The organism is Nonomuraea sp. KM90 (assembly GCF_052246675.1).
Classification (GTDB): Bacteria; Actinomycetota; Actinomycetes; order Streptosporangiales; family Streptosporangiaceae; genus Nonomuraea.
The window spans coordinates 81,015-102,982 of sequence record NZ_JBQQCB010000028.1 but is presented as its reverse complement, the minus strand read 5'-3'; the positions used below and the strand labels follow the sequence as shown (position 1 = coordinate 102,982).

The 21,968-nt window shown below is 73.2% G+C and carries 17 protein-coding genes; 10 read left to right on the top strand and 7 right to left on the bottom strand.

Going from position 1 to position 21,968, the window contains the following annotated elements; translation table 11 throughout:
* Together ACTWPW_RS26925 and ACTWPW_RS26920 are read left to right on the top strand one after the other, a co-directional pair.
* Nucleotides 1-2,702: ATP-binding protein (locus ACTWPW_RS26925; protein ID WP_443170257.1), on the top strand; the 2,702-nt coding region annotated here is incomplete at its 5' end.
* Between the two features lie 38 nt (nucleotides 2,703-2,740).
* Nucleotides 2,741-3,883, top strand: coding sequence for an FAD-dependent monooxygenase (locus ACTWPW_RS26920; protein ID WP_443170256.1), 1,143 nt, complete (start codon nucleotides 2,741-2,743; stop codon nucleotides 3,881-3,883).
* Nucleotides 3,884-4,167: 284 nt separating this feature from the next.
* On the opposite strand, the gene ACTWPW_RS26915 is transcribed toward ACTWPW_RS26920, so the two are convergent.
* Nucleotides 4,168-5,292, bottom strand: a complete 1,125-nt coding sequence (locus ACTWPW_RS26915) for an SAM-dependent methyltransferase (protein WP_443170255.1) — start codon at nucleotides 5,290-5,292, stop codon at nucleotides 4,168-4,170.
* 335 nt (nucleotides 5,293-5,627) lie between these two features.
* Between ACTWPW_RS26915 and ACTWPW_RS26910 the strand changes: the two genes are divergently transcribed.
* Entirely contained in the window at nucleotides 5,628-5,813 is a 186-nt protein-coding gene (locus ACTWPW_RS26910) for a hypothetical protein (protein WP_375110807.1), read from the top strand.
* Between the two features lie 27 nt (nucleotides 5,814-5,840).
* On the opposite strand, the gene ACTWPW_RS26905 is transcribed toward ACTWPW_RS26910, so the two are convergent.
* Nucleotides 5,841-6,941: a serine hydrolase domain-containing protein gene (locus ACTWPW_RS26905; protein WP_443170254.1), complete on the bottom strand. Its 1,101-nt coding sequence runs from the start codon at nucleotides 6,939-6,941 to the stop codon at nucleotides 5,841-5,843.
* A 102-nt stretch (nucleotides 6,942-7,043) separates the two neighbouring features.
* On the opposite strand from ACTWPW_RS26905, the gene ACTWPW_RS26900 reads away from it, so the two are divergent.
* Complete coding sequence (locus tag ACTWPW_RS26900; RefSeq protein ID WP_375110804.1) at nucleotides 7,044-7,682, top strand: TetR/AcrR family transcriptional regulator; 639 nt, start codon at nucleotides 7,044-7,046, stop codon at nucleotides 7,680-7,682.
* Here ACTWPW_RS26900 and ACTWPW_RS26895 read toward each other — a convergent pair.
* Nucleotides 7,663-8,475, bottom strand: a complete 813-nt coding sequence (locus ACTWPW_RS26895; protein ID WP_443170253.1) for an N-acetylmuramoyl-L-alanine amidase — start codon at nucleotides 8,473-8,475, stop codon at nucleotides 7,663-7,665. The genes ACTWPW_RS26900 and ACTWPW_RS26895 overlap by 20 nt on opposite strands.
* A 67-nt stretch (nucleotides 8,476-8,542) precedes the next feature.
* A complete protein-coding gene (locus ACTWPW_RS26890; RefSeq protein WP_375110802.1) occupies nucleotides 8,543-10,225 on the bottom strand; it encodes a carbamoyltransferase C-terminal domain-containing protein in 1,683 nt (560 codons plus the stop codon).
* A gap of 312 nt (nucleotides 10,226-10,537) precedes the next feature.
* Here ACTWPW_RS26890 and ACTWPW_RS26885 point away from each other — a divergent pair, with 312 nt between their 5' ends.
* From ACTWPW_RS26885 to ACTWPW_RS26865, 5 genes are all read left to right on the top strand, one after another.
* Nucleotides 10,538-11,170 (top strand): GOLPH3/VPS74 family protein, encoded by a 633-nt coding sequence (locus tag ACTWPW_RS26885; protein WP_375110801.1) that lies wholly within the window; start codon nucleotides 10,538-10,540, stop codon nucleotides 11,168-11,170.
* Between the two features lie 25 nt (nucleotides 11,171-11,195).
* Nucleotides 11,196-12,689, top strand: coding sequence for an APC family permease (locus ACTWPW_RS26880; protein WP_375110800.1), 1,494 nt, complete (start codon nucleotides 11,196-11,198; stop codon nucleotides 12,687-12,689).
* A gap of 23 nt (nucleotides 12,690-12,712) precedes the next feature.
* A complete protein-coding gene (locus ACTWPW_RS26875) occupies nucleotides 12,713-13,348 on the top strand; it encodes a GNAT family N-acetyltransferase (protein ID WP_443170252.1) in 636 nt (211 codons plus the stop codon).
* A 126-nt stretch (nucleotides 13,349-13,474) separates the two neighbouring features.
* On the top strand, nucleotides 13,475-14,602 hold the full coding sequence (locus ACTWPW_RS26870) for an alkaline phosphatase PhoX (RefSeq protein WP_375110798.1): 1,128 nt from the start codon (nucleotides 13,475-13,477) through the stop codon (nucleotides 14,600-14,602).
* A 45-nt stretch (nucleotides 14,603-14,647) separates the two neighbouring features.
* Nucleotides 14,648-15,505: an SGNH/GDSL hydrolase family protein gene (locus ACTWPW_RS26865; protein ID WP_375110797.1), complete on the top strand. Its 858-nt coding sequence runs from the start codon at nucleotides 14,648-14,650 to the stop codon at nucleotides 15,503-15,505.
* A 6-nt stretch (nucleotides 15,506-15,511) separates the two neighbouring features.
* Here the strand turns inward: ACTWPW_RS26865 and ACTWPW_RS26860 are convergent, their stop codons facing one another.
* Together ACTWPW_RS26860 and ACTWPW_RS26855 are read right to left on the bottom strand one after the other, a co-directional pair.
* Entirely contained in the window at nucleotides 15,512-16,780 is a 1,269-nt protein-coding gene (locus tag ACTWPW_RS26860) for a PucR family transcriptional regulator (RefSeq protein ID WP_375110796.1), read from the bottom strand.
* A 52-nt stretch (nucleotides 16,781-16,832) separates the two neighbouring features.
* On the bottom strand, nucleotides 16,833-17,306 hold the full coding sequence (locus ACTWPW_RS26855) for a hypothetical protein (protein ID WP_375110795.1): 474 nt from the start codon (nucleotides 17,304-17,306) through the stop codon (nucleotides 16,833-16,835).
* Nucleotides 17,307-17,480: 174 nt separating this feature from the next.
* Between ACTWPW_RS26855 and ACTWPW_RS26850 the strand changes: the two genes are divergently transcribed.
* On the top strand, nucleotides 17,481-20,957 hold the full coding sequence (locus ACTWPW_RS26850; RefSeq protein ID WP_443170251.1) for an ATP-binding protein: 3,477 nt from the start codon (nucleotides 17,481-17,483) through the stop codon (nucleotides 20,955-20,957).
* Here the strand turns inward: ACTWPW_RS26850 and ACTWPW_RS26845 are convergent.
* Nucleotides 20,881-21,912, bottom strand: coding sequence for an ABC transporter substrate-binding protein (locus tag ACTWPW_RS26845; protein WP_443170250.1), 1,032 nt, complete (start codon nucleotides 21,910-21,912; stop codon nucleotides 20,881-20,883). The two genes, ACTWPW_RS26850 and ACTWPW_RS26845, sit on opposite strands and share 77 nt — an antisense overlap.
* Nucleotides 21,913-21,968 lie beyond the last annotated feature (56 nt).

Here is a 21,968-nt window from a genome sequence, read left to right as displayed (position 1 = left end):
CCGATCTACCGGCCGACTCCGGCCTGCCCACCGGCCCCGGCCTGCCGACCGACTCACGCTTGCCGGGCCGGGCCGGGGGCGGTGTGGCGGGCCGGAGCAGTGCCGGCCCGGCGGAGGGCTCCGATTGGACGGGCGGGGCCGGTGCCGGGGTGGCGCGCGGCCCCCGACTCACGGGTCGCACCGTCGCCGACGTGCCGGACGACTCCCGCCCGCAGGACCGAACCGGCGCGGGCGGGACGGGTCGCTCCGGTCAGGCGGGCCGGAGCGGAGCCGGTGTGGCGGTGTTCGTGGATCTGTCGCTTGTGGACGGGGGTGCCGGGCAGGTGGCGCGGGCCGTGCTCGGGGCGCTGGGGCTGCGGGAGCCCGCGCTCAGGCCGCCCGCCGCCGACGGCGACGAGGCCGCCGGCCGGCTCGTCGCCGCGCTGGCCGAGCAGGACCTGCTCCTCGTGCTGGACAACTGCGAGCACGTCATCGACGAGGCCGCCACGCTCACCCGCCACCTGCTGGCCCGATGCCCCGGCCTGACCGTCCTGGCCACCAGCCGCGAGCCGCTGGGCCTCACCGGCGAGCACCTGGTCCCGCTCGCGCCCCTGCCCACCCCGCCGCCAGGGGCCGACGACCCGCTCGGCTACCCGGCGGTCAGGCTGTTCGCCGACCGGGCGGCGGCCGTACGGCAGGGCTTCACCGTCGATCCCGCCAACCTGGACGCGGTGCTCCGGATCTGCGTGGCGCTCGACGGCCTGCCGCTGGCGATCGAGCTGGCGGCGGCCCGGGTGCGTACGTTCGGGGTGGCGGAGATCGCCGACCGGCTGGCCGAGCACGGCCGGTTCCGGCTGCTCTCGCGCGGCGACCGCACCGCCGCCGCCCGCCACCGGACGCTGCACGCGGTGGTGGAGTGGAGCTGGAGCCTGCTGGACGCCGAGGAGCAGGCACTGGCCCGGCGCCTGTCGGTGTTCGCCGGCGGCGCGACCCTGGAGGCGGTGGAGCGCGTCTGCCACCCGACCGGCGCGGAAGAGGCACCGGCCGGATACACGGGGATGGCCGAGCCGGCGGAGACGCTGGCGGGGCTGGTGGACAAATCGCTGGTGGAGACCGACGGCGAGCGCTACCAGATGCTCGACACCATCCGGCTGTTCTGCCTGGAGCGGCTGGCGGAGGCGGGCGAGGAGGACCGGCTGCGGCAGGCGCACGCCGCCTGGTTCCTGGAGTTCGCGGGGCGCGCCGACGACCACCTCTACCGGGAGGAGCAGCTGGAGTGGCTGGCCCGGTTGTCGGCCGACAACGCCAACCTGCAGGCGGCGCTGCGCTGGAGCGTGGAGCACGACAGGCCCACGGCGTTGCGGCTGGTGGCGGCGCTGGGCATGTACTGGTGGCTGACCGGGCGGCGCGGTCAGGCCACCCGGCACGCCGTACGCCTGCTCGACGCCGTCGGCACCGGGCCGCTCGACCACCTCGCTCATGAAGCCCATGGAGCCGGAGCCGAGGAATACGTGATGGCCGTGCTGCACGCCGTACCGGAGGCGGGGTCACCGCACTGGGAGCGGGCACGGGCGATCGTCGGGTCGTTCGACCGGCCGATGCGCTACCGGTTCGGCGTGGCGCTCTGGGGCATGATCGCCGGGCCGCCCGAGGGCGGGATGATGTCGGAGCACGATCGGCGGATGCTCAGCGCCGACCCGTGGAGCCGGGCGCTCGATCGGCTCGGCAGCGCGCTGATGACCCTGCACGGCGGCCTGCTCGCCGAGGCGGAATCCGAGCTGGAGCGGGTGCTGGCGGACTTCGGCGCGGTGGGCGAGCGGTGGGGCATGGGGCAGGCGTACGACTGGCTGGCCCTGATCGCGAGCTGGCGCGGTGACTGGCCGCGGGCGATGGAGCTGTGGGACCGGGCGCTCGGGCTGTTCACGGAGCTCGGCGCGCTCGACGAGCTGGCGGACGTGCTGAGCAGGAGGGGCCACGCGCACTGGCGGGCGGGGAACGCCGAGGCCGCCCGTGCCGACAACGAGCGGGCGGCCGAGCTGGAGCGGCGGCTGGGCCGGCCGGAGCTGATGGCATGGGTGCAGCTGCAGCTGGGGGACATCTCGCGGCTCCAGGGCGATCTGCCCGAGGCCGCCCGGCGGCTCGACGCGGCGCGGTCCGGCTCGGAGACCGGCGCGTTCACCGCCGGAGGGACGCGGTCACGCGTGTACACGGCGCTGGGACGGCTGGCGGCCGCCCAGGGCGACGCGGAGCGGGCCGCGCGCATGCACGCCGAGGCGCTGGCGGCCGCGCTGGGCTCGCCCCTGGCGAATGACGTCGCCGAGGTCGCGGAAGGGCTGGCCGGCCAGGCCCTCTTCGAGGCGACGCACGGGGCTGCGACCTCGGGGCCGGAGCCCGGATCACCGATCGGGTCGGCGCCCGAGCCGGAGCGCGGGACGGGCAGCGGGCTGGAGAGCGGGCCAGGGGCCGAGCCGGAGCGCGGGACGGGGAGCGGAGAGGCGGCGGGGAAGGGGCGGGAGGCGGCGGCTGAGACGGCGGCGATGTTGCTCGGTGTCGGGGCGGCGGTGCGCGGCATGGCCGTGGTCGGGGATCACGACGTGGCCGTGACCGCCGCCGGTGCCACCGGCATCCTCGGGCCCGAGGCGTTCGCGGCGGCGTACGCCAGGGGCGCGGCCATGAGCCGGGACGAGGCGCTGACAGTCCTGCGGGGCGTTGTCAGCCGGTAGTCGCCCCGCTGTCAGCGCTGCTCACGAAGCTTCGTGGCATGCGAAACAGCAACGTCCTCATCTCCGGCGCCGGCATCGCGGGCCCCGCCCTCGCCTACTGGCTCGTCCGCCACGGATGCACCGTCACCGTCGTCGAGAAGGCCCCGGCCCTGCGCCCCGGTGGCCAGGCCGTCGACTTCAAGGGTGAGACCCACCAGACCGTGCTCCGGCGCATGGGACTCATGGACGAGGTGCGCCGCCTGCAGACGGGCGGCACCGACCAGGAGATCGTGGACGCGGACGGCCGCCGGCTGGCGGTCGTGCCGGGCGAGTTCACCGGCGGCGACGTGGAGATCACGCGCGGCGACCTGGCCCGGCTCCTGTACGAGCACACGGCCCCCCACTCCGAGTACGTCTTCGGCGACTCGATCACCTCGCTCACCGAAACGGCCGGCGGCGTCCACGTCACCTTCGAACGCTCCGCCCCGCGCACGTTCGACCTGGTCGTGGGCGCGGACGGCATCCACTCCAACGTGCGCCGCCTCACCTTCGGCCCGGAGTCCGCGTTCGTCCGGCACCTCGGCCACCACTACGCCCTGGTGGAGGTGGAGGGGGACTTCGGGACGGTGCCGAGCATGTACAACGAGCCCGGCAGGATGGTCGCCGTCGGCGGGCCGAAGGCGCCGGCGTTCTTCGTCTTCGCCTCCGGGCAGCTCGACTACGACCGCTACGACATGGGGCAGCAGAAGGACATCCTGGCGCGTGCGTACGCGGGCATGGGCTGGCAGACCCCGGCGGTCATGCGGGCGGTGGCGCGCTCCGGCGACGTCTATCTCGACTCGATCAGCCAGGTCAGGATCGACCGCTACAGCCAGGGCCGGGTGGTGCTGCTCGGCGACTCGGCGTACGGCAACACCCTGGGCGGCTTCGGCACCGGCCTGGCTGTGGTGGGCGCGTACGTGCTGGCGGGCGAGCTGGCCGCGGCCGGCGGCGATCACCGCACGGCCTTCGCCGAGTACGAGCGCCAGATACGCCCGTACGCCAAAGTCGCCAAGAACGGCAACGCCGGCCCCTTCCTCGCCCCCGGCACCCCGGCCCGCCTCCGGATGCGCAACTGGATGTTCAAATACCGCTTCCTGCTGGATCTGATGATGAAAATGGGGGACAAGTTCGCCACCGACATCACTTTGAAGCAGTACTGAACCTTTGTCCCACCGGCCGCATCGAACACCGGCATGAGAACAGATCGCGTACTGGCCGCCCTCGCCGTGGCGCCCGTCGCCGCCGCCCTGGTCGCCGTGCCCGCGCAGGCCGCCGCCCGCCCCTCCTGTCCCGTCCCGTCCAAGGCGGAGCTGGAGCGGACGGAGTCGGACCAGCCGCCCAGGGGCGGGAAGGCCATCAAGGGGGTCCTCGTCGGCCACCTCCCCAAGGGCTTCGCCTACGGCCGGGTCGTGGCGTCCCGGCATGACGGCCTGACCGAGTACGGCTACCAGTGGTCCGACGACCGCGACGACGTGGACCGGGCGCACAGGTCGCTGTGGGTGCGGGTGGTGTGCTGGCCGCAGGCACGCAGGCTCGGCCAGCTGAAGAACGCGCCGCTGGAGCTGGGCACGTTCTCGGGCGAGACGACAACCGTGAAGATCGGCGGCCGTCGGGTGCTCACCCAGGAGGGCGACGGCGCGCTCGGCCACGGCCGGTACGCCGGCTGGGTGGAGCGCAAGGGCGTCGTCGTCACCGTGATGGCCGGCGAGCCGCTCGTGCCGGAGCTCGCCAGGATCATCAAGGGCATCAGGCTCTGAGCCGGCCGACCGCCCCGTCCACGCGCAGCTTCGGCATCTCGTCCAGCAGGGGGAGGTGGACCTCGTCGGGACCGAGGTGCCAGTCCTGGACGGGCACCAGGCCGGGCCCGATCAGCTCGAACCCGTCCGTCCAACAGCCGCAGCACCTCGTCCCGCGTGCGGAACCGGGCCTGCGCGGGCGAGCCCGCCGTCGCCATCTGGAGCTGGGCGATGGCGTCGGCGGAGCTCTCGGCCATGGCGTGGGAGACCACCAGGTGGCTGCCCGGCGCCATGCGCTTCCTGAAGGCGGCCACGATGCCGGCCGGGTCCTCCTCGTCCATCACGAAGTGCAGCACGCCGACCATCAGCACGCACACCGGCTGGTCGAAGTCGATCAACCCGGTGACGTGCGGGTCGGCCAGGATCTCCGCCGGATGGCGCAGGTCGGCCTGGATGCCGGCGACGCCCGGGGCGTCGGCCAGCAGCACCTGGGCGTGCAGCCGCACCACGGGGTCGTAGTCGACGTAGATCACCCGGCAGGCGGGGCTCACCGCGCGGGCGGTCTCGTGGATGCTGGGCGAGGTCGGGATGCCGGTGCCCAGGTCGAGGAACTGCCGGATCCCCTGCTCGGCCAGGTGCCGGACCGCCTCGACCTGGAAGTGGCGGTTGGCCCTGGCGACGAGGCGGGTGTCGGGGGCGACCGCGAGCAGCTTCTCGGCCACGGCGCGGTCGATCGCCACATTGTCCTTGCCGCCGAGCAGGTAGTCGTACACCCTGGCGGAGCTCGGGACGCTAGGGTCCACGCCGGGCGGAACGCGTTCTAGCTCGGTCACGGGTGGCCGTCTCCTTCGCCGCGAACAACTTGGGCGACATATTACTAGCTGGTTTCCGGCCGCCGCGCGACGTGCCCCATCGACCGGTCAGACCGTCTAAATAGAACACGTTCTCAATTCACCGCGTATCCGCAGGGAGGAATGCCGGGATTTTGCTGACACCGGTGCAACTCCGGAAACACTAGTAGCGTCGTCCCCGCAAGTAGTGGGTCCTTCCCCGGACGGACCTGAAATACAGCCGCCCGACCGATGCGCTCAGGGCCCGAGCCTGTGCATCCTGGTGGGGACGGGTCCGGTGCGGGGCTCGTTCCGGACCTGAGAGGAGCCACGAGGGCATGGACTATGCGGCAGGCCGCCCAACCGTGATCTTGGACAACGGTGTCGTCGGCAGGGTCATACTGGCCCATTCATACCGGCGCGACCTCGTGCTGGTGCTCGGCATGGACGGCACCCTGCTGAGCTGTCAGCTGGACGACATCGCCTGCGTGGTCGGCGGCAAGCCGCTGTGCCGTGACGGCTGAGCCCGCACAGGGCGGGCCAGGTCCGGGCTAGGCCCGGGTGACGATGCCGCCGAGCAGTTCGGCCGCCGCGAAGTCGTTGGTGAGCCGGTTCTTGGTCAGCGCGAACGCCATGCCGGTCGCCGTGTCGGCCCAGGCGGCGCTGCCGCCCGCCCCCGGCACCCCGAAGACGGTCGGGCTCTCCTCCGCCGTGGCGGCCGGGCCGCCGATGCCGAAGCCCAGGCCCCACGTGGAGGGCATGCCGAAGACCTCGTCGATGCCGCTCGACACCACGGCCGTCGCCTCGCGCAGCCGCTCGGACGCGATCAGCCGCGTCCCGTCCACCTCTCCGAGCAGCGCCGCGTACATCCGCGCGATGGCCCTGGCCGAGGTCTTGCCCCCGGCGGGGATGTCGGCCGACAGATAGTCGGGCCGGCTGCCCAGCTCCGCGTTCGGCATCAGCGTCATCGGCCCCGCCTTGAACATCGGCAGGTCCGCCGGCATCTCCCCGAACGCCGACATGTCCATCGGCACGTCCTCCAGCCTCGCCAGCCGCGAGTGCTCCTTCTCCGGCATCCCGAAGTAGAGCTCGTCGGCCACGCCCAGCGGCCCCGCCACGTCCTCCCGCAGCACCTGGGAGATGGGCTTGCCGGTCGCCCGCCGGACGATCTCGCCGACCAGGAACCCGAACGTGTAGGCGTGGTAGCCCACCTTGGTGCCCGGCTCCCACCACAGCTCGGCGTCCTCCAGCGCGGCGACCATCTTGCCCCAGTCGCAGACGTCCTCGGGCGTGGTGTCGAGCGGCACGCCGGGCACGCCCGCCGTGTGCGACAGCACGTGCCGTACGGTGACGCCCTCCTTGCCGTGCCGCGCGAACTCCGGCCACAGCTCGGCCACCGGGGTGTCGTAACCGAACAGCCCCCGCTCGGCCAGCACGTGCGCGACGGTGGCGGTGGCGCCCTTGCCGATCGAGAAGTTGTAGAACGGCGTGCCGGGGGTGACGGGCCGCCCGGTCTCCGGGTCGGCCACGCCCGCGACCACGTCCACGATCTGGACGCCGTCCCGGTAGACGGCCACCTGGAGCCCGCGTTCCTCGCCGGACTCGACGAGCCTGTCGGCCGCTTCCTGCACCTGCTGCTGAAGGTCGCTCATGACGTCTCCATCCTTGTTCATCTTCGGAACTAGACGGTACAGTACTCACATCGGTACGGAACTGTCTAGTACTCTGTTTCCGTCGGACGAGAGAGGGCGGTCATGGCAGCGGAAGAGGACGGCCGGGCGGCACGCAAGCGCAGGCAGATCCTGGAGGCGGCGCTCCCGGTGTTCCTGCGCAACGGCTACGTCGGCACCAGCATGGACGAGGTGGCCTCACTGGCCGCCGTGTCGAAACAGACCGTCTACAAGCACTTCACCGACAAGGAACAGCTCTTCACCAGCATCATCATGGACACCACCGGCCAGGTGGAGGGGCTGGCCAAGATGATCACGGCGACCCTCGACGACAGCGACGACCTGGCGAAGGACCTCGGCGAGCTGGCCCGCCGCTTCCTCGACCAGCTCATGCGGCCCGAGCTGCTGCGGCTGCGCCGGCTGGTGATCGCCGAGGCCGACCGCTTCCCCGACCTCGGCCGCACCTGGTACGAGCAGGGCTTCGAGCGCTCGCTCAAGACCATGGCCACGGCCTTCGAGCGGCTGGCCGGGCGCGGGCTGCTGCGCGCGGACGACCCGCAGCTGGCCGCCGAGCACTTCGTGGGCCTGCTGCTGTGGATCCCGGTCAACAAGGCCATGTTCTGGGGCGGCGCCGACCACTACTCGGAGGCCGACCTCGACCGCCTCTCGGAGTCCGCCGTCGCGGTGTTCCTGCGCGCGTACGCTAGCCCAGAAAGCGCCTGAGCCCGCCGGCCAGGGCGGTGGCCATGCGCTGGCGGAAGGCCGGGTCGGACATCTTGGCGGCGTCGCCCTTGTTGCGCATGTTGCCGCACTCGATGAACACCGCCGGCCGCTTCGACAGGTTGAGCCCGCCCAGGTCGGTGCGGGTCTGCAAGCCCTGATTGGCGGTGTAGGTGGCGTACGGCATGCCGGTGCCCTTGCGGTAGGCGTCGCGGATGTCGTGCCCGAGCCTGCGGGACGGCTTGACCACGTCGTCGTTGTGCCCGGGCAGCAGCCCGGGCATGATCACGTGGAACCCGTGCCCGTCCGGCGCGGCGCCGTCGCCGTGGATGGACAGCACGGCGTCCGCCCTGGCCTCGTTGCCGATCGCGGCCCGCTCGGTGACGCACGGGCCCACGCCCTTGTCGTCGGGCCGGGTGAGCACGACCTTGGCGCCCATCCCCTCCAGGATCGGCTTGAGCCGGCCGGCGACGTCCCAGGTGAAGGCGTGCTCCGGGTAGCCGGCGTCGGTCTGCGTGCCGGTGGTGTTGCACGCCTTGCGGCCGGTGATGATGTCGACCTGCCGGTTGATCTCCTCGGGGTGTGAGGCGTTGCCGCCGTTGTGCCCGGGGTCGATCACCACGACCTTCCCGGCCAACGGGCTCCGGGCGGGCGACCGGGTGCCCGGCGACTGGGTGGCGGGCGGCGAGGCGGGCAGCGCCGCCTCCTGCGCCGCGGGCACCGCGCCGCCGCCGCACCCGGCGGACAGCACGGCCAGCGTGACCAGTGCCACGGTTCCGGTGCGGTAGGCGCGCATGGCATCGACCGTACCCGGCACCGGCCGTGATTCCCAAGACCCGCCTTGACCTGGTATTTCGTGTCGGCTAGCGGTCCCCGGGCAGCGGGGGCTCGTCGCGCTTGCGGATGAGGTACGGGGGCATCGCCAGCGCGTGAAGACCGGTCTCCCGCAGGGTCTCGATCGAGTGCTCCGGCGCCTCGGTCAGCGGCTGCCCCGGGCCGTTGAGCGAGGTGTTGATCAGCACCGGCGTGCCCGTGCGCTCGTTCCACCTGGTCAGCAGGGTGTGCAGGAACGGGGTGCTCTCCCGCTCGACCGTCTGCGGCCTGGCCGTGCCGTCCACGTGCGTGATACCCGGCAGCCGGTCCCGGTGTTCCGGCCGCACGGCGGCGGTGTACTGCATGAACGGGGCCGGGCGGTCCAGCTCGAAGATCCGCTCGGCGTGGTCGGCCAGCACCAGCGACGCCAGCGGCCGGAACCACTCGCGCCCCTTCACCTCGAAGTTGAGGTAGTCCTGCAAATCCGGGTTGCGCGGGTCGCCGAGGATGCTGCGGTTGCCCAGCGCCATCGGGCCCGACTCGCTTCGGCCCCGGTGCAGGCCCACCACGCGGCCGCTCTCCAGCAGCCCGGCCAGCTCGTCCACCAGGTTCTCGGGCCGCTCGGCGTACAGGTCGGCGGGCAGGCCGCGCACGGCCGCCTCGATCTCGCTCTCGTCCGGGTGGGGGCCGAGGAAGTCGTCCGTCCAGCGGAAGCGGCTGTCCACGCCGAGGCACGTGATGAGCCCGTACAGGGCGCAGCCCACGGCGGTGCCGCCGTCGTGCGGGGCGGGCGGGACGAACACCTCGCGGAACGGGGACTCGCGGACGAGCCGGCCGTTGGCCGCGCAGTTCAGGGCCGCGCCGCCGGCGTAGGCCAGCGCGTCCAGTCCGGTCCTGGCGTGCAGCCACCCGGCCACCTCGGCCAGCGCCCGCTCGAAGGCACGCTGGCCGGCGGCGGCCAGGTTGGCGGCCCGGCGGAACTCCTCGCCGCCCGGCTCGTACACGAAGGCGTCGCGGCGGGTGAACGTCCGGGTCCAGGCGGGCGGGATGTGCACCTCGTGGCCGCGTACGTCGAGGTCGGGCAGGGCGAGCGCGTCCGGGTCGCCGAACTGCGCCAGCCCCATCACCTTCGCCTCGTTGCCCTCACCCTCGGGCCACAACAGCTTGGTCAGCAGCGCGTAGAAGCAGCCGAGCCCGGCGGGCCTGGACCAGTCCCCGTCCCAGAGCTGCTTGGCCAGGCACTCGATCCGGCCGCGCGCGCACCGGTAGAACGAGGCCACCTCCAGCAGGTCGCCGCCGGTGCCCGGCGGCAGGTCGACGTGCTCGGTGAAGTCCCTGACCCGACTGCCCTGCGCGCCGATCACCAGCCCCGCCGCCGCCTCGAACGGCGAGGGGTAGAACGCGCTGTAGAGGTGCGAGAGGTGGTGCGAGACCAGCACGATCGGCGCGCCGTCCTTGAGCCCGAGCGTCTCGCGCGTCTCCTGCTGGTACGCGCACACGTGCTCGATCTCGGTGTCGGAGGAGTAGCCCTCCACGACCAGGTCCACCGGCTCCTTCAGCAGCGGCATGGCCGGAAGGTAGCGGTCGGGCAGGTCGCCGAGGCGGCCCCAGTGGTGCTTGCGGCGGCTGATCCGCTCCTTCTGCAGGCTGTACATGCCCGACTCGCCCACCGCGACGGCGATGGAACCATCCTGGGTGCGATTTACACCGACAACAATGGGAAAGTCCGCCATTCCCGTGCCTCCTGATCGTGATCACGGGCACCGATACCCCACGCCAGAACAAGTGGATCTCCCAACCGCGTAAGGGACACGTCAGCTCTTACCGGCAGAGCGGGCCGGGCGGGGGAGGCGAGGGAACCGGACATGGCCCCAGGCCACCAAAAAATTGGATAAATCATCATATTGCGCGCTAATGCCACCGATTTTCTGACTTGCCGGCAAATGGGTCTACCCGGGTTCCGGCGTTCTTGATAGATATTTCGGCTGGTGGCGTCCCGCCGCCTGGTTGTCCTATATAGATGATAATGAGCGGACCGATTCAAGGTGCTGGCCGATGATTTCTTCCTCGTCTCCTGGGATACCACCGGCTCGGGCAGATCGCGCCTGCACGAGCAGGGGGTGGCTCTGGGGCTGGCCGGCGCGCTGATCGGGGAGCTGGTGCTGCACCAGCGGATCGCCGTGCGCGGCGTGCGGCTCGACGTGACCGACGCGCGGCCGGTCAAGGAGAACGTGGCCGACAAGGTGCTGGCCGATCTCGGGAATTCGCCGCACCATACCGACGTGCGGACATGGCTGGCCTATCTCGCACAACGTTCGGTCGAAGAAGTGAGCGGGCGGCTGCGGAACGACGGGCTGCTCGTACGCGAAGCCCCGAAAATCCTCAAACGCAAACAATCCCGCTTTTTCGCCACCGACTTCAGCCGGGCCATGTGGCCCATGGCCCGGCTGCGGCTGGCGCTGGCGCAGTGCCGGCCGCTGTCGCCGCAGGACATGGCGCTGGCCACGCTCATGGACGCCTGCGGCCTGACCGACACCGTGCTCGACGACCCGGACGACCGGCGGGCCGCCCGTCACTACCTGACCACGCTGCTGGCCACCATGCCCCAGCCGCTCAGCGACCTGAGCCGCCAGGTGAGCGCGGCCGTGGGCGACGCCGTACTGACCTATCGCACCTGACCCTCCGCACCCCCCTGGAAGAACCATGACGCGTACCGCAACACCCGGCGCCGGAACCGATCCGGTCGCCGGCGCGCTCGCCGCCAACCGCCTCGGCGCGCCCTCGGTCGTCTACTTCGTCCTGTCGGCCGCCGCGCCGCTCACCGTCGTCGCCGGGGTGATCACCAACGGCTACGCCGTCACCGGGATCACCGGGCTGCCGATCGCCTTCCTGGTGGTGGGGGCCGTGCTGGCGGTGTTCGCGGTCGGGTACGTGGCGATGGCCCGGCACATGGCCAACGCCGGCGCGTTCTACACCTACATCACCCGAGGGCTGGGCCGGCCCGCCGGCATCGCGGCCGCCTGGGTGGCGCTCATCGCGTACAACGCGCTGCAGGTGGGCCTCTACGGCGTGTTCGGGGCGGCGGCGACGCCGCTGCTCGAAGCCTGGCTGGGGATCACGCCCGCCTGGTGGGTGGTCTCGCTGGTCGCCTGGGCGCTGGTCTCGGTCCTGGGCCTGATGCGGGTGGACGTCAACGGGCGGTTGCTGGCCGTGCTGCTGACCGCCGAGGTGGCGGTCATCCTCCTGTTCGACCTGGCCGACCTGCTCAACCCCGCCGGGGGCTACCCCGTCGAGACCCTCTCGCCGTCCGCGCTGTTCGTGCCGGGTGTGGGGGCCCTGCTGGTGCTGGCGACGCTCGGGTTCGTCGGGTTCGAGTCGTCCGTGGTGTTCTCGGAGGAGAGCCGCGAGCCGCGCCGGACGGTGCCGCTGGCCACGTACGCGTCCGTGGCGATCATCGCCGTCGTGTACGCCCTCTCGGCATGGGCCATGACGGTCGCCATCGGCCCGGGCAACATCGTGGCCACCGCGCGGCGCGACCAGGCGGACACCATCTTCGTGCTGGCCCAAGGGCACCTGGGCACGACCGTGGTGGACATCGCCAGGGTCCTCTTCGTGACCAGCGTCTTCGCCGCGATGGTCTCCTTCCACAACACCACCGCCCGCTACTTCTTCGCGCTCGGCCGCGAGCGGGTGCTGCCGGCGGTCTTCGGACGTACGCGGCCCCGCAGCGGGGCGCCCCAGGCGGGCTCGATCGCGCAGTCCGTGCTCGGCCTGGCCGTCATCGTGCTGTACGCGGCCCTCGGCCTCGACCCGCTGGTGCAGCTCTTCTTCTACGGCGGCTCGTTCGGCGGCCTCGGCGTGCTGCTGCTGATCTTCGTGACCTCCGTCGCGATCATCGTGTTCTTCGCCCGCGAGCCGAGCGGCGAGACCCTGTCCCGGCGGCTGGTCGCGCCCGTGCCGGCCACGATCGCGCTGGCCGTGATGGTGTGGCTGGCGCTGGACAACTTCTGGGCGCTGCTCGGCGTGGGCGAGGGCGACCCGCTGGCCTGGCTGCTGCCCGCCGCCTACGGCGTGGCCGCCGTGCTGGGCGTGGTGTGGGCCCTGGTGCTGCGCGCCCGGCAACCCGGCGTCTACGCTGCGGTTGGGATGGGCGCCAAGGCGGCCACGTCCGCCGGCGGCGCCCAGGACACCGCATGACCGAGGAGAGGAGACCTGGGTTCATGGGAGACACCTTCGCGGCCTGGCCGCCACTCGACCGCACCGCGGGCGAGACGTTCGCGATCCGGCCCGCCGTGCGCGCGGCCACGGCCGCGGACGCCGGGCGGGCCGCCGAGCTCGTCGCGACCGCTTTCGCCGGGCTGAGGCCCATGGCGTACCTGGTGCCCGACCGCCGGTCGCGACACCGGATCATGACCGCCGACTTCCGCATCTTCGTCGACCACGCCCTCGAACACGGGGAGGTCCACCTCATCGACGACGCGGCGGTCGCCGTGTGGTTCCCGCACACGTCTCCGCTGCCCGGACCGCTCGACTACGACCGCCGGCTGGCCGAGGCCACGGGCGAGTGGGTCGAGCGCTTCCGGGTGCTGGACGACCTGTTCGAGAAGAACCATCCGTCGTCGCCGCACCACTATCTGGCCTTCCTGGCGGTGCACCCGGACCGGCAGAACCAGGGGCTCGGCACGGCGCTGCTGCGCTACCACCACGCCCGGCTGGGCGGGCTGCCGGCGTACCTGGAGGCCAGCGACCCGCGCAACAGGGACCTGTACGCGCGGCACGGCTACGAGGCGCGGGAGCCGTTCGCGTTGCCGGACGGGGCGCTGTTCTGGCCGATGTGGCGGCCTGGTTCACCCTGATTCGCGGCGGTTTGTGAGGCGTCACAGATTTGACCGCCGACATTTACTCCGCTGTCCAGTTCACAGAATGACGAGCATGGCTCATCGTTTGTCTGCGAATCGAACCGCGACCAGTGGAGAGCCGCCATGCGCCGCCGTACGTTCATCACAGCCATGTCCGCGTCGGTGGCCTTCTCGGGGGCGGTGTGGCACGAGGCGGTGGCCTCGGTGTCGGCGGGGGCGAGCCCGTACGGGCCGCTCGGCGCGCCCGACGCCAACGGCATGGCGTTACCCGCCGGGTTCACCGGCCGCGTCGTGGCCAGGTCGGGCCGGAGCGTCGGAGGCACGCTCTGGCACCCGGCCCCCGACGGCGGCGCCTGCTTCGCCGACGGCGCCGGCTGGATCTACGTGTCCAACTCCGAGGTGCCGCTGATCGGCGGGGCCTCGGCGATCAAGTTCAGGGCGGACGGCTCCATCGAGCGCGCGTACCGGATCCTGAGCGGCACCAACCTCAACTGCGCGGGCGGCGCGACCCCGTGGAACACCTGGCTGTCGTGCGAGGAGATCTTCCGCGGCCGGGTCTACGAGACCGACCCGTACGGCGCCCGCTCCGCCCAGTCCCGCCCCGCCATGGGCCGCTTCAAGCACGAGGCCGCCGCCTGCGACCCCGACCACCGGGTGATCTACCTGACCGAGGACGAGTCCGACGGCTGCTTCTACCGCTTCACGCCCACGACCTGGGGTGACCTGTCCAGCGGCCGGCTCGACGTGCTGTGCGGCCTCGGCGGCGACGCCGTGGAGTGGCGCCCGGTCCCCGACCCGTCGCCCGCCGTGCTGGAGCGCCAGACCAGGCACCAGGTCTCGGCCGCCCGGCACTTCAACGGCGGCGAGGGCTGCCACTACGCGGCGGGCATCTGCTACTTCACCGCGAAGGGCGACCGCAGGGTCTGGGCGTACGACACCGCCCGCCAGACCGTGACCGCCGTCTACGACGGCACGGGCACGCTCGACGGCGTGGACAACATCACCGGCCGCCCGTCGGGCGATCTCTACGTCGCCGAGGACGGCGGCAACATGGAGATCAACATCATCACGCCCGACGGCGTCGTGGCCCCCGTCATGCGCCTCGACGGCCAGGCGAGCTCGGAGATCACCGGCCCGGCCTTCTCCCCTGACGGCAGCCGGCTCTACTTCTCCTCCCAGCGCGGCACCAGCGGCGAGGCCGCGGGCACCGGAGGCATCACGTACGAGGTGACCGGCCCCTTCCGCCGCTGACCGACCACGGATTCCGCACCCCCACCCCTGCCGGAAGGAGTCCTCATGGTCCGACGGATGATCATCATGCTCGCCGCGGTCTGGCTCGCCCTGGGCCTCGCGCCGCCCGCCCACGCCGCACAGGCGGAGGTGTACGTGGCGCTGGGCGACTCGGCCGCCTCTGGACCGCTCGTGCCGAACCAGATCGGCCCCGACTACGGCTGCTGGCGCTCCGACCGCAACTACGCCCGCCTGACCGCCCAGGCCATCGGCGCGGCCACGTTCCGCGACGTGACCTGCTCCGGGGCGGACACCAGGGACATGTACGAGTCGCAGAGCACCGACCTCGGCGACGTGGCGCCCCAGCTCGACGCGCTGAGCCAGGACACCACGCTGGTCACGGTGCAGATCGGCGCGAACGACCTCGGGCTGACCGACTTCATCGAGGACTGCCTGAACCTGCTGCCCCCGCCGGTCGGCGACGCGTGCAACGACGACTACATCGTGAACGGCCAGGACAAGTGGCGGGTCGAGACCGACGCGCTGCGGCCTCGGCTGACCACCCTGGTCGGCGACATCCGCGCCCGCGCCCCGCAGGCCCGGGTCTTCGTCGTCGGCTACGCCACGTACGCGCCGCCCAACGGCTGCTACCCGCGTGTCCCGATCATCCGGTCGGACGCCAACTACATCAGGACCACGCTGACGTACTTCAACCAGATGCTGGCCGAGCAGGCCGCCGCCGCGGGGGTGGGCTTCATCGACCTGCAGACCCCGAGCGTCGGCCACGACCCGTGCACGGCGCCCGGCGTGCGGTGGATCGAGCCGTACGTCCCGGCCTCGCCCGCCGCGCCGTTCCACCCGAACGCGCTCGGCATGCGCGGCTTCGCCACAGCCGTGACGGCCGCGGTCACCGAGGCCCTATGAGGTGTCTCACCGAAGGCCGGTGAGACGGCGGGCGGCCAGGGCCGCCCCGATCCGCTGGAGGTGCGCCGGGTCGACCGGGTCGAGCCCGGTCAGGCTGACGGCCCGGCGCAGGCGGTAGTCCACGGTGTTCGGGTGCACGTGCAGCAGCTCGGCGGTGCGCCGCCGGTCGAGGCCCGTGTCCAGGTACACCGTGAGCGTCCTGAGCAGGTCGGGGTTGTCGAGCAGCGGGTCGAGCAGCCCCGCGAGCAGCGCCGTGGCCTGGCTCGACCGGGTGAGCTGGTATTCGAGCAGCACGTCGGCCAGCCGGTAGGCGCCCGGCGGCTGCTCGAAGACGCGTACCACCTCCAGCACCTCCTCGGCCAGCCGCGCCGCCGCCGGCACCCCCTGCGGCGGCGCGCACTCGGCCGCCAGCCACACCGGCACGCCCGCCGCCTTGCCCGCCGCCGCCGCCAGCTCGCCGACCGCGGGCTCCGCGCCCTGGTACGGCTCGCCGGGTTCCTGGACCGGCTCGCCGACGGCCGGTTTCGTGCCCTGGAGCGGGACCAGCACGAGCCCCCCGGTCGTGTCGAGCGCGGGCAGCACCGGCTCGGTCACGTGCCGCTGGAGCGCGGTGCTGATCCGGTGCAGCTTGCGGCGCGCGGCGATCGCGCCGCCGGGCCCGTCCTCGTCGGGATGCCGGCCGGCCGCGACGGCCAGGACCAGGTAGCGCGGCGCCAGCCGGACCCCCGCCAGGGCCGCCCGGTCACCGGAGAGCAGCGCGGAGACGGTGGCGTGCATGGCGTGCTGCTCCTGGCTGAGCAGGCTCTCGCGCTCCTCCAGGTAGGCGGTGCCCACGGCGGTCGTCGCCGCCTCCATGTAGAGCAGGATGATGCGCCCGGCCTCCAGAACGTCGCTCACGTCCCCCGGCCCCGCCCCGGCGAACAGCTCCTCCCACACCATGCGGGCCCCGAGGTGGTAGGCCGCGAGCAGGGCTTCCAGCGGCACCCCCTCCTGGGCGCGGCGGGCCGCCGACTCGCGCAGCGGCGCCAGGTCGGCCCTGGCGGGCGGGCGGCGGTCGCGGATGACGCGCGAGATCAGGCGCAGGTTGTGCTCGGTGATGGCCGTGATGTCGCCGTCGAGCGCCTCCTTCGGCAGCCGCCGGTAGAGGGGGATCTGCTCGGCGAAGCCGCGTACGAGCCGTCTGGCCAGCCTGGCGGCCTGGCGGTCGAGCAGCTCGTGCACGGGGCACCCGGCCAGGGTGAGGGCGCGGACCACGCTCGAACCCTCCCAGAACATCCGGAATTGGTGAAGCCCCGCCGGGACGCGGCGGGGCTTCATGCCGGATCGGTCACAGGCCGGTCAGCTTGAGCTTGACCCGGTAGGAGTAGAAGGTCTCGTGGGTGCCGTCGATGTAGTCCTCCTCGTAGTCGACCGCGCCGACGGCGAGCGGGGCGCACACCGTGCCGTGGGCGACCACGGAGCCGAGGCTGTCGCCCATGCCGACGGCGGGCGGCTGGACCTCGCGCAGGTTGAAGGACACGGTCCCCGTGCTGGTGACGACGGTGGACGGGTACCCGAAGTCGCCGGGGTCGCCGTCGCCGCCGTTGTACATGTTGTAGTAGCTGTTGTTGGGGAACAGGTTCCCGCCGACCAGGAAGCGGAGCTCGTCCTTCCCGTCCCTTTCGGCGATGTTGAGATTGTCGATGTCGTAGAGCTCCACGCGGCACTGGCTGGCCGCGGCGGCCGGGCTCGCGGCCAGCGCGGCCGGCACCGCCAGCCCCGCCACCAGTCCGAGCGAGACGATCAGCTTGTGAGAGCGCATGCTGTCTCCTTCGAGGGCTTTCACCGGCGTCTCGCGACGTTCGCGAAACACGGCCTCAGGCTGCGGCAGGCCGCGTGAGCGCATCGTGAGAGCCCAGGTCAGTAGTGGAGAGCACATGCCGTACGTACCGTTTGACACAGTCGGGAGGCGGGCTCGCGCCTACCCTCCGGCTCTATGGGAGACTCGCTGACCCTGCTGTTGCTGGGCACGCCTGACCTGTCCGTCGGCGGGGCACCTCTGGGCATCCGCTCCGCCAAGAGCCGCGCCCTGCTCTGCTATCTCGCCGCCACCCCCGGGCCCCGCTCCCGGACCGAGCTGGCCGGGCTGCTGTGGGGCGAGCGCCCCGACGCCAACGCCCGGGGCAGCCTGCGCCTGGCGCTGTCGGAGCTGCGCAGGGAGGTGGGCGGCTGGCTCGACATCACCCGCGAGCACGTACGCTTCCGCGCCGGCGACGGCTGCTACGTCGACCACCGGGAGCTCAACCGGGCCGCGACCGTGGCGCAGGCGCTGCGGCTGTGGCGCGGTCCGTTCATGGACGGGGTCTCCTTCTGTGACGCGCCCGCCTTCGCCGGGTGGCTGGAGTGCGAGCGGCAGCGGGTGCGGCAACTGCTGCGCGGGCTGCTCGTACGCTCCGGGGACGGTGACGAACCCGACCGGACGGTACGGCTGGCGCGCCTCGTGGCCACGCTCGATCCGTACGACGAGGAGGCGCACCGGCTGCTGATGTCGGCCCTGGCCCGGGCGGGCAACCGGGCGGCGGCGCTGGCCTGCTATGACGAGCTGCGGCGGCGGCTGGCGGACGAGCTGGGCGTGTCGCCCGCGCCGGAGACGGTGGCTCTCCGGCGGGACCTCGTGCCCCGGCCGGTGCCCGCCCGCCGCGCGGCCGTGCCCGTGCCCGGCACGGAGCTGGTCGGCCGGGCGGCCGAGGTGGACCGGCTGCGAGCGCTGCTGGCCCGCGAACGCCTGGTCACCCTGCTGGGGCCGGGCGGCATCGGCAAGACCCGGCTGGCCATCGCCGCCGCCGCCGAGACCCGGCCCGGCGCCGAGACCGCAATCGCGCCGAGAGCTGGAGCCGCCTTCGCGCCGAGGACGGAGACGGCGTTCGTGTCGTTCGCCGGGGTGCGGCCGGAGGCGGCCGTCACCACGCTCGCGCGCCGCCTGGGCGTGGATCTCTCACCGCCGCGCCCCGCCGCGGACCTCCTGCTGTCGGCCCTCGCCACGCGTCACCTCCTCCTCGTCCTCGACAACCTCGAGCACCTCCCCGCCTTCGACCGGGTCATCGGCGAGATCCTGCGGACCGCCCCGGCCGTGCGGATCCTGGCGACGAGCAGGCGGCGGCTGAACCTGCCCGGCCAGGTGACGGTCGCCGTGGAGGGCCTGCCGGCGCCGGCCGCCGAGTCCCTGTTCGTGGCCAGGGCGCTGGCCGCCCGGCCGGCGTTCGACCCGGAACGCGAGGCCGCGCGCGTGGCCGCGATCTGCGCCGCCACCGGTGGCCTGCCCCTGGCGATCGAGCTCGCGGCCGGCCTGCTCCGGGCCGTGCCGTGCGCCGACCTGGCCCAGCGCCTCGGCGTGGACCCCGGCCTGCTGTCCGCCGCCGGGCCCGCCGCCCGCGCGCGGCACGCCTGCATGCGCACGGTCTTCGAGACGTCCTGGCGCCTGCTGGAGCCGGCCGCGCAGGAGGCGCTGGCGGCGCTGTCGGTGTTCAGGGGCGGCTGCACGCTGTGCTCGGCCCTGGAGGTGGCCGGCACCACCCCCGAGGTGCTGGTCCTGCTGGTCGACCAGAGCATGATCGAGCTCACGCCCGCCGGCCGCTACACCATCCACCCGCTCGTCCAGCAGTTCGCCGCCGCCCGCCTCCCGGAGTGCTCCCCGGTGCGGGCCCGTCACGCCGCCCACTTCGCCCGCCTGCTCGACCGGCACGCCCCCGCCCTCCACGACGCCTCGGACACCGAGGCCACCGACGTGCTCGGCGCGGAGATGGACAACATCCGGCTGGCCTGGACGGTCTCCGGCGAGCCCGGCTTCCTGGACCGCTACTGGACGCTGTGCCTGCGATTACGCCTGTACGAGGAGTCCGGGGCCGTCGTGCGCCGCCACCTCGCCCGTCCGGGGCAGCCGGCGCACCTGCGGGCGCGGTGGTCGTGGATGGCCGGGGTCAGCGCGTACCAGATGGCCAGGGAGCGCGAGGCCGCTCAGCTGGCGAACCAGGCGCTCGCCATTCTCGGCGAGCCCCTTCCCGACTCCCCCGCCACCCGCGTCGCCGCGATGACCCGCGCCGCGGCCCGCCAGGCCACACACCGCCTCCTGTCCCTCAGCGGATCCGGCGGTGGCTGGAGGCGTTTCGCGCCGGCCGCGCGGACGGATCCGGCGGGTCCCGAGGCCGCGCAGGCGCTGACGCTGCTGGCCAGGCTCGCCTACCACCAGCATGACCTGCCCACCATGCTGGTGGCCTCGCTGCGCCAGCTCAACGCCGCCGAGCGGGCGGACGACCCCGCCCTGCGGGCCGAGGCCTACGCGAACTTCGCCACGATCGGCCGCATGGCGGGACGTCACGGCCTGGCCGACCGCTACGGCAGGCTCGCCGACCGCGCCCTGGCCGGCATCGGGCACCCCACCGACGCCGCCAACCGCGCCCTGCTGGCACGCGGCCTCGACCAGCTCCATTCGGGCGCGTTCGACGCCGCCCACCGCTCGTTCACCCAGGGCAGGGCCAGGACGCTCGACCCGCGGATGGCGGAGAACTGCGCGGGCATGCTGGCCGAGACCGCGCTGTGGCGGGGTGACTTCGGGGTGGCGGCGGAGTTGTTCGCGGAGACGGAGGAGCTGTCGGTCAAGCGCGTGGGCGGGGACGACATCGGCCGTTACTGGTGCCTGACGGGCAGGGCGGAGGCGCTGCTGCGGGTGGACGGGGTGCCGGTGGAGCACGTCCGGGAGCTGGTGGCGGCGGCCCGCGCCTCGACCGACCGGCGCGTCGCGTACGAGAAGGAGCTCGGCCTCCGGGACGGGCGGGTGATGCGGATCGTGCAGGACATGCGCCTGCTGACCGCCACCGCCCGCCTCGACCTGCTGACCGCCCCCACCCGCTTCGACCCGCCGATCGCCGCCGCCTGCCCGGACCGCCCCACGCCCCGCCAGGCGCTGGTGGACGCGCTGGCGCTGGCGGAGCGGCTGCCGGCGGCCCAGCCCGGCATGCTCGAATGCTGGGCCGGCCTCGCCGAGCTGCTCTGGTCGCTGGACCCCGGGCCGGACAGGGCCGTCGCGCGCCGCCTCGCCGCCCACCTGTCCCGGTACGCGGCCCGCAACCCGGGGGCGGCGGCCAGGATCGGCTGGGCCCGCGCCCTCGCGCTGGCCACGGCGGGCAGGGACAGGGCGGCGAGGAGGGCGGCCGAGCACGCCGTGGCCGCCGCCGACCGCCTGGCGGCACCGTACGACCGCCGCAGGGCCGAGGAGGTCGCCCGGCACCTCGGCCGTGCCCACCGCGAACCGGACGCTCAGCCCATCGCACCTCACGGACAGGACGCTCAGCCCCGACGACCCGTCGCGCACCGCGCACCGCACCCTCAGCCCCCGGGGCCTATCGCCCCCGCCGCGCGACCAGGACCGGCCGTGCCGGAAGGCCGGCCGCTGCTTCCCGGGCGGCCCACCGGGTGAGCACCGCCCGGTGGGCGGTCTGCGCGCCCGTTCGCGGATCGATCGCGAAGGCACCGAACAGCGTGCTCGTCTCCAACCCGGCGGCCACGGCCCACAGCTCCTCCCGCCCGGCTCCCCCCGCCCGGAGTGCGCAGTGGGTGGCGATGATCGCCGCGGCCACCGCCTGCACGGCGGGGTAGTCGGGCAACCGCCCGACCCGGACGCGGTAAGCGTCCAGGAACTCGCGCTCGGAGATCCCCAGGCAAGCCTCACCCCCGCTGCCGGGGAACCACTGCCCGACACCGTAGATCCCGCCCGGCTCGTCGAGAGCCGCCCCGAACTCCCGCACCCCGGCCGCCACGGCGCACATGACCCGCGAGCCCGCCCGGGCCCGCCTGATCATCTCGACGTCCTCGTCGAAGGACCCCGCGCAGAAGAGATTCCACGGCCCGCCGGCCGGCACCTCACCGGGACCCGCGCGGGTCACCGGGATGCCCGCCTCGCCCGCCAGCCGCTCCGCCCCGTCCGCCACCTGACGCCCGAAGCGGCCCCTGCCCTGGACGATCAGCAGCCGCGTCCGGTCGCCGCCGTCCACCAGGTGCCGGACGAAGGGCTCGGCATAACGGCCGGCCGGTGCCGGTATCGACACGACATGCCCGGGATGCGCCGTCTCGACGTCATCACCGGAACCCCCGTGGTTCCAGACCAGCCGGTCCAGCTCCGCCGCGACGCGCCCCGCCCGGCGCGCGAGCTGCGTCGAGTACGGCCCCAGCAGCAGGTCGCACCGCCCCGCCAGCCGCCGTACGGCACCCTCCAGCACGTCCGGATCGCTGCGATCGTCCTCGACGACCACGTCCACGGACGCGCCGAGAGCCCCCCAGACCTCCAGCCCGAGCGCCGCCTGCCGCCCGAACCGGGCGTGCCGGCCGGACAGGGACAGCGGGACCCCCAAACGGAGCCGGCGGTCAGGGGACACGGCCCCTCAGGTTCGCGACGCGCACAGGCTCCCCCTGCCCACCGGGGCATGAAAGT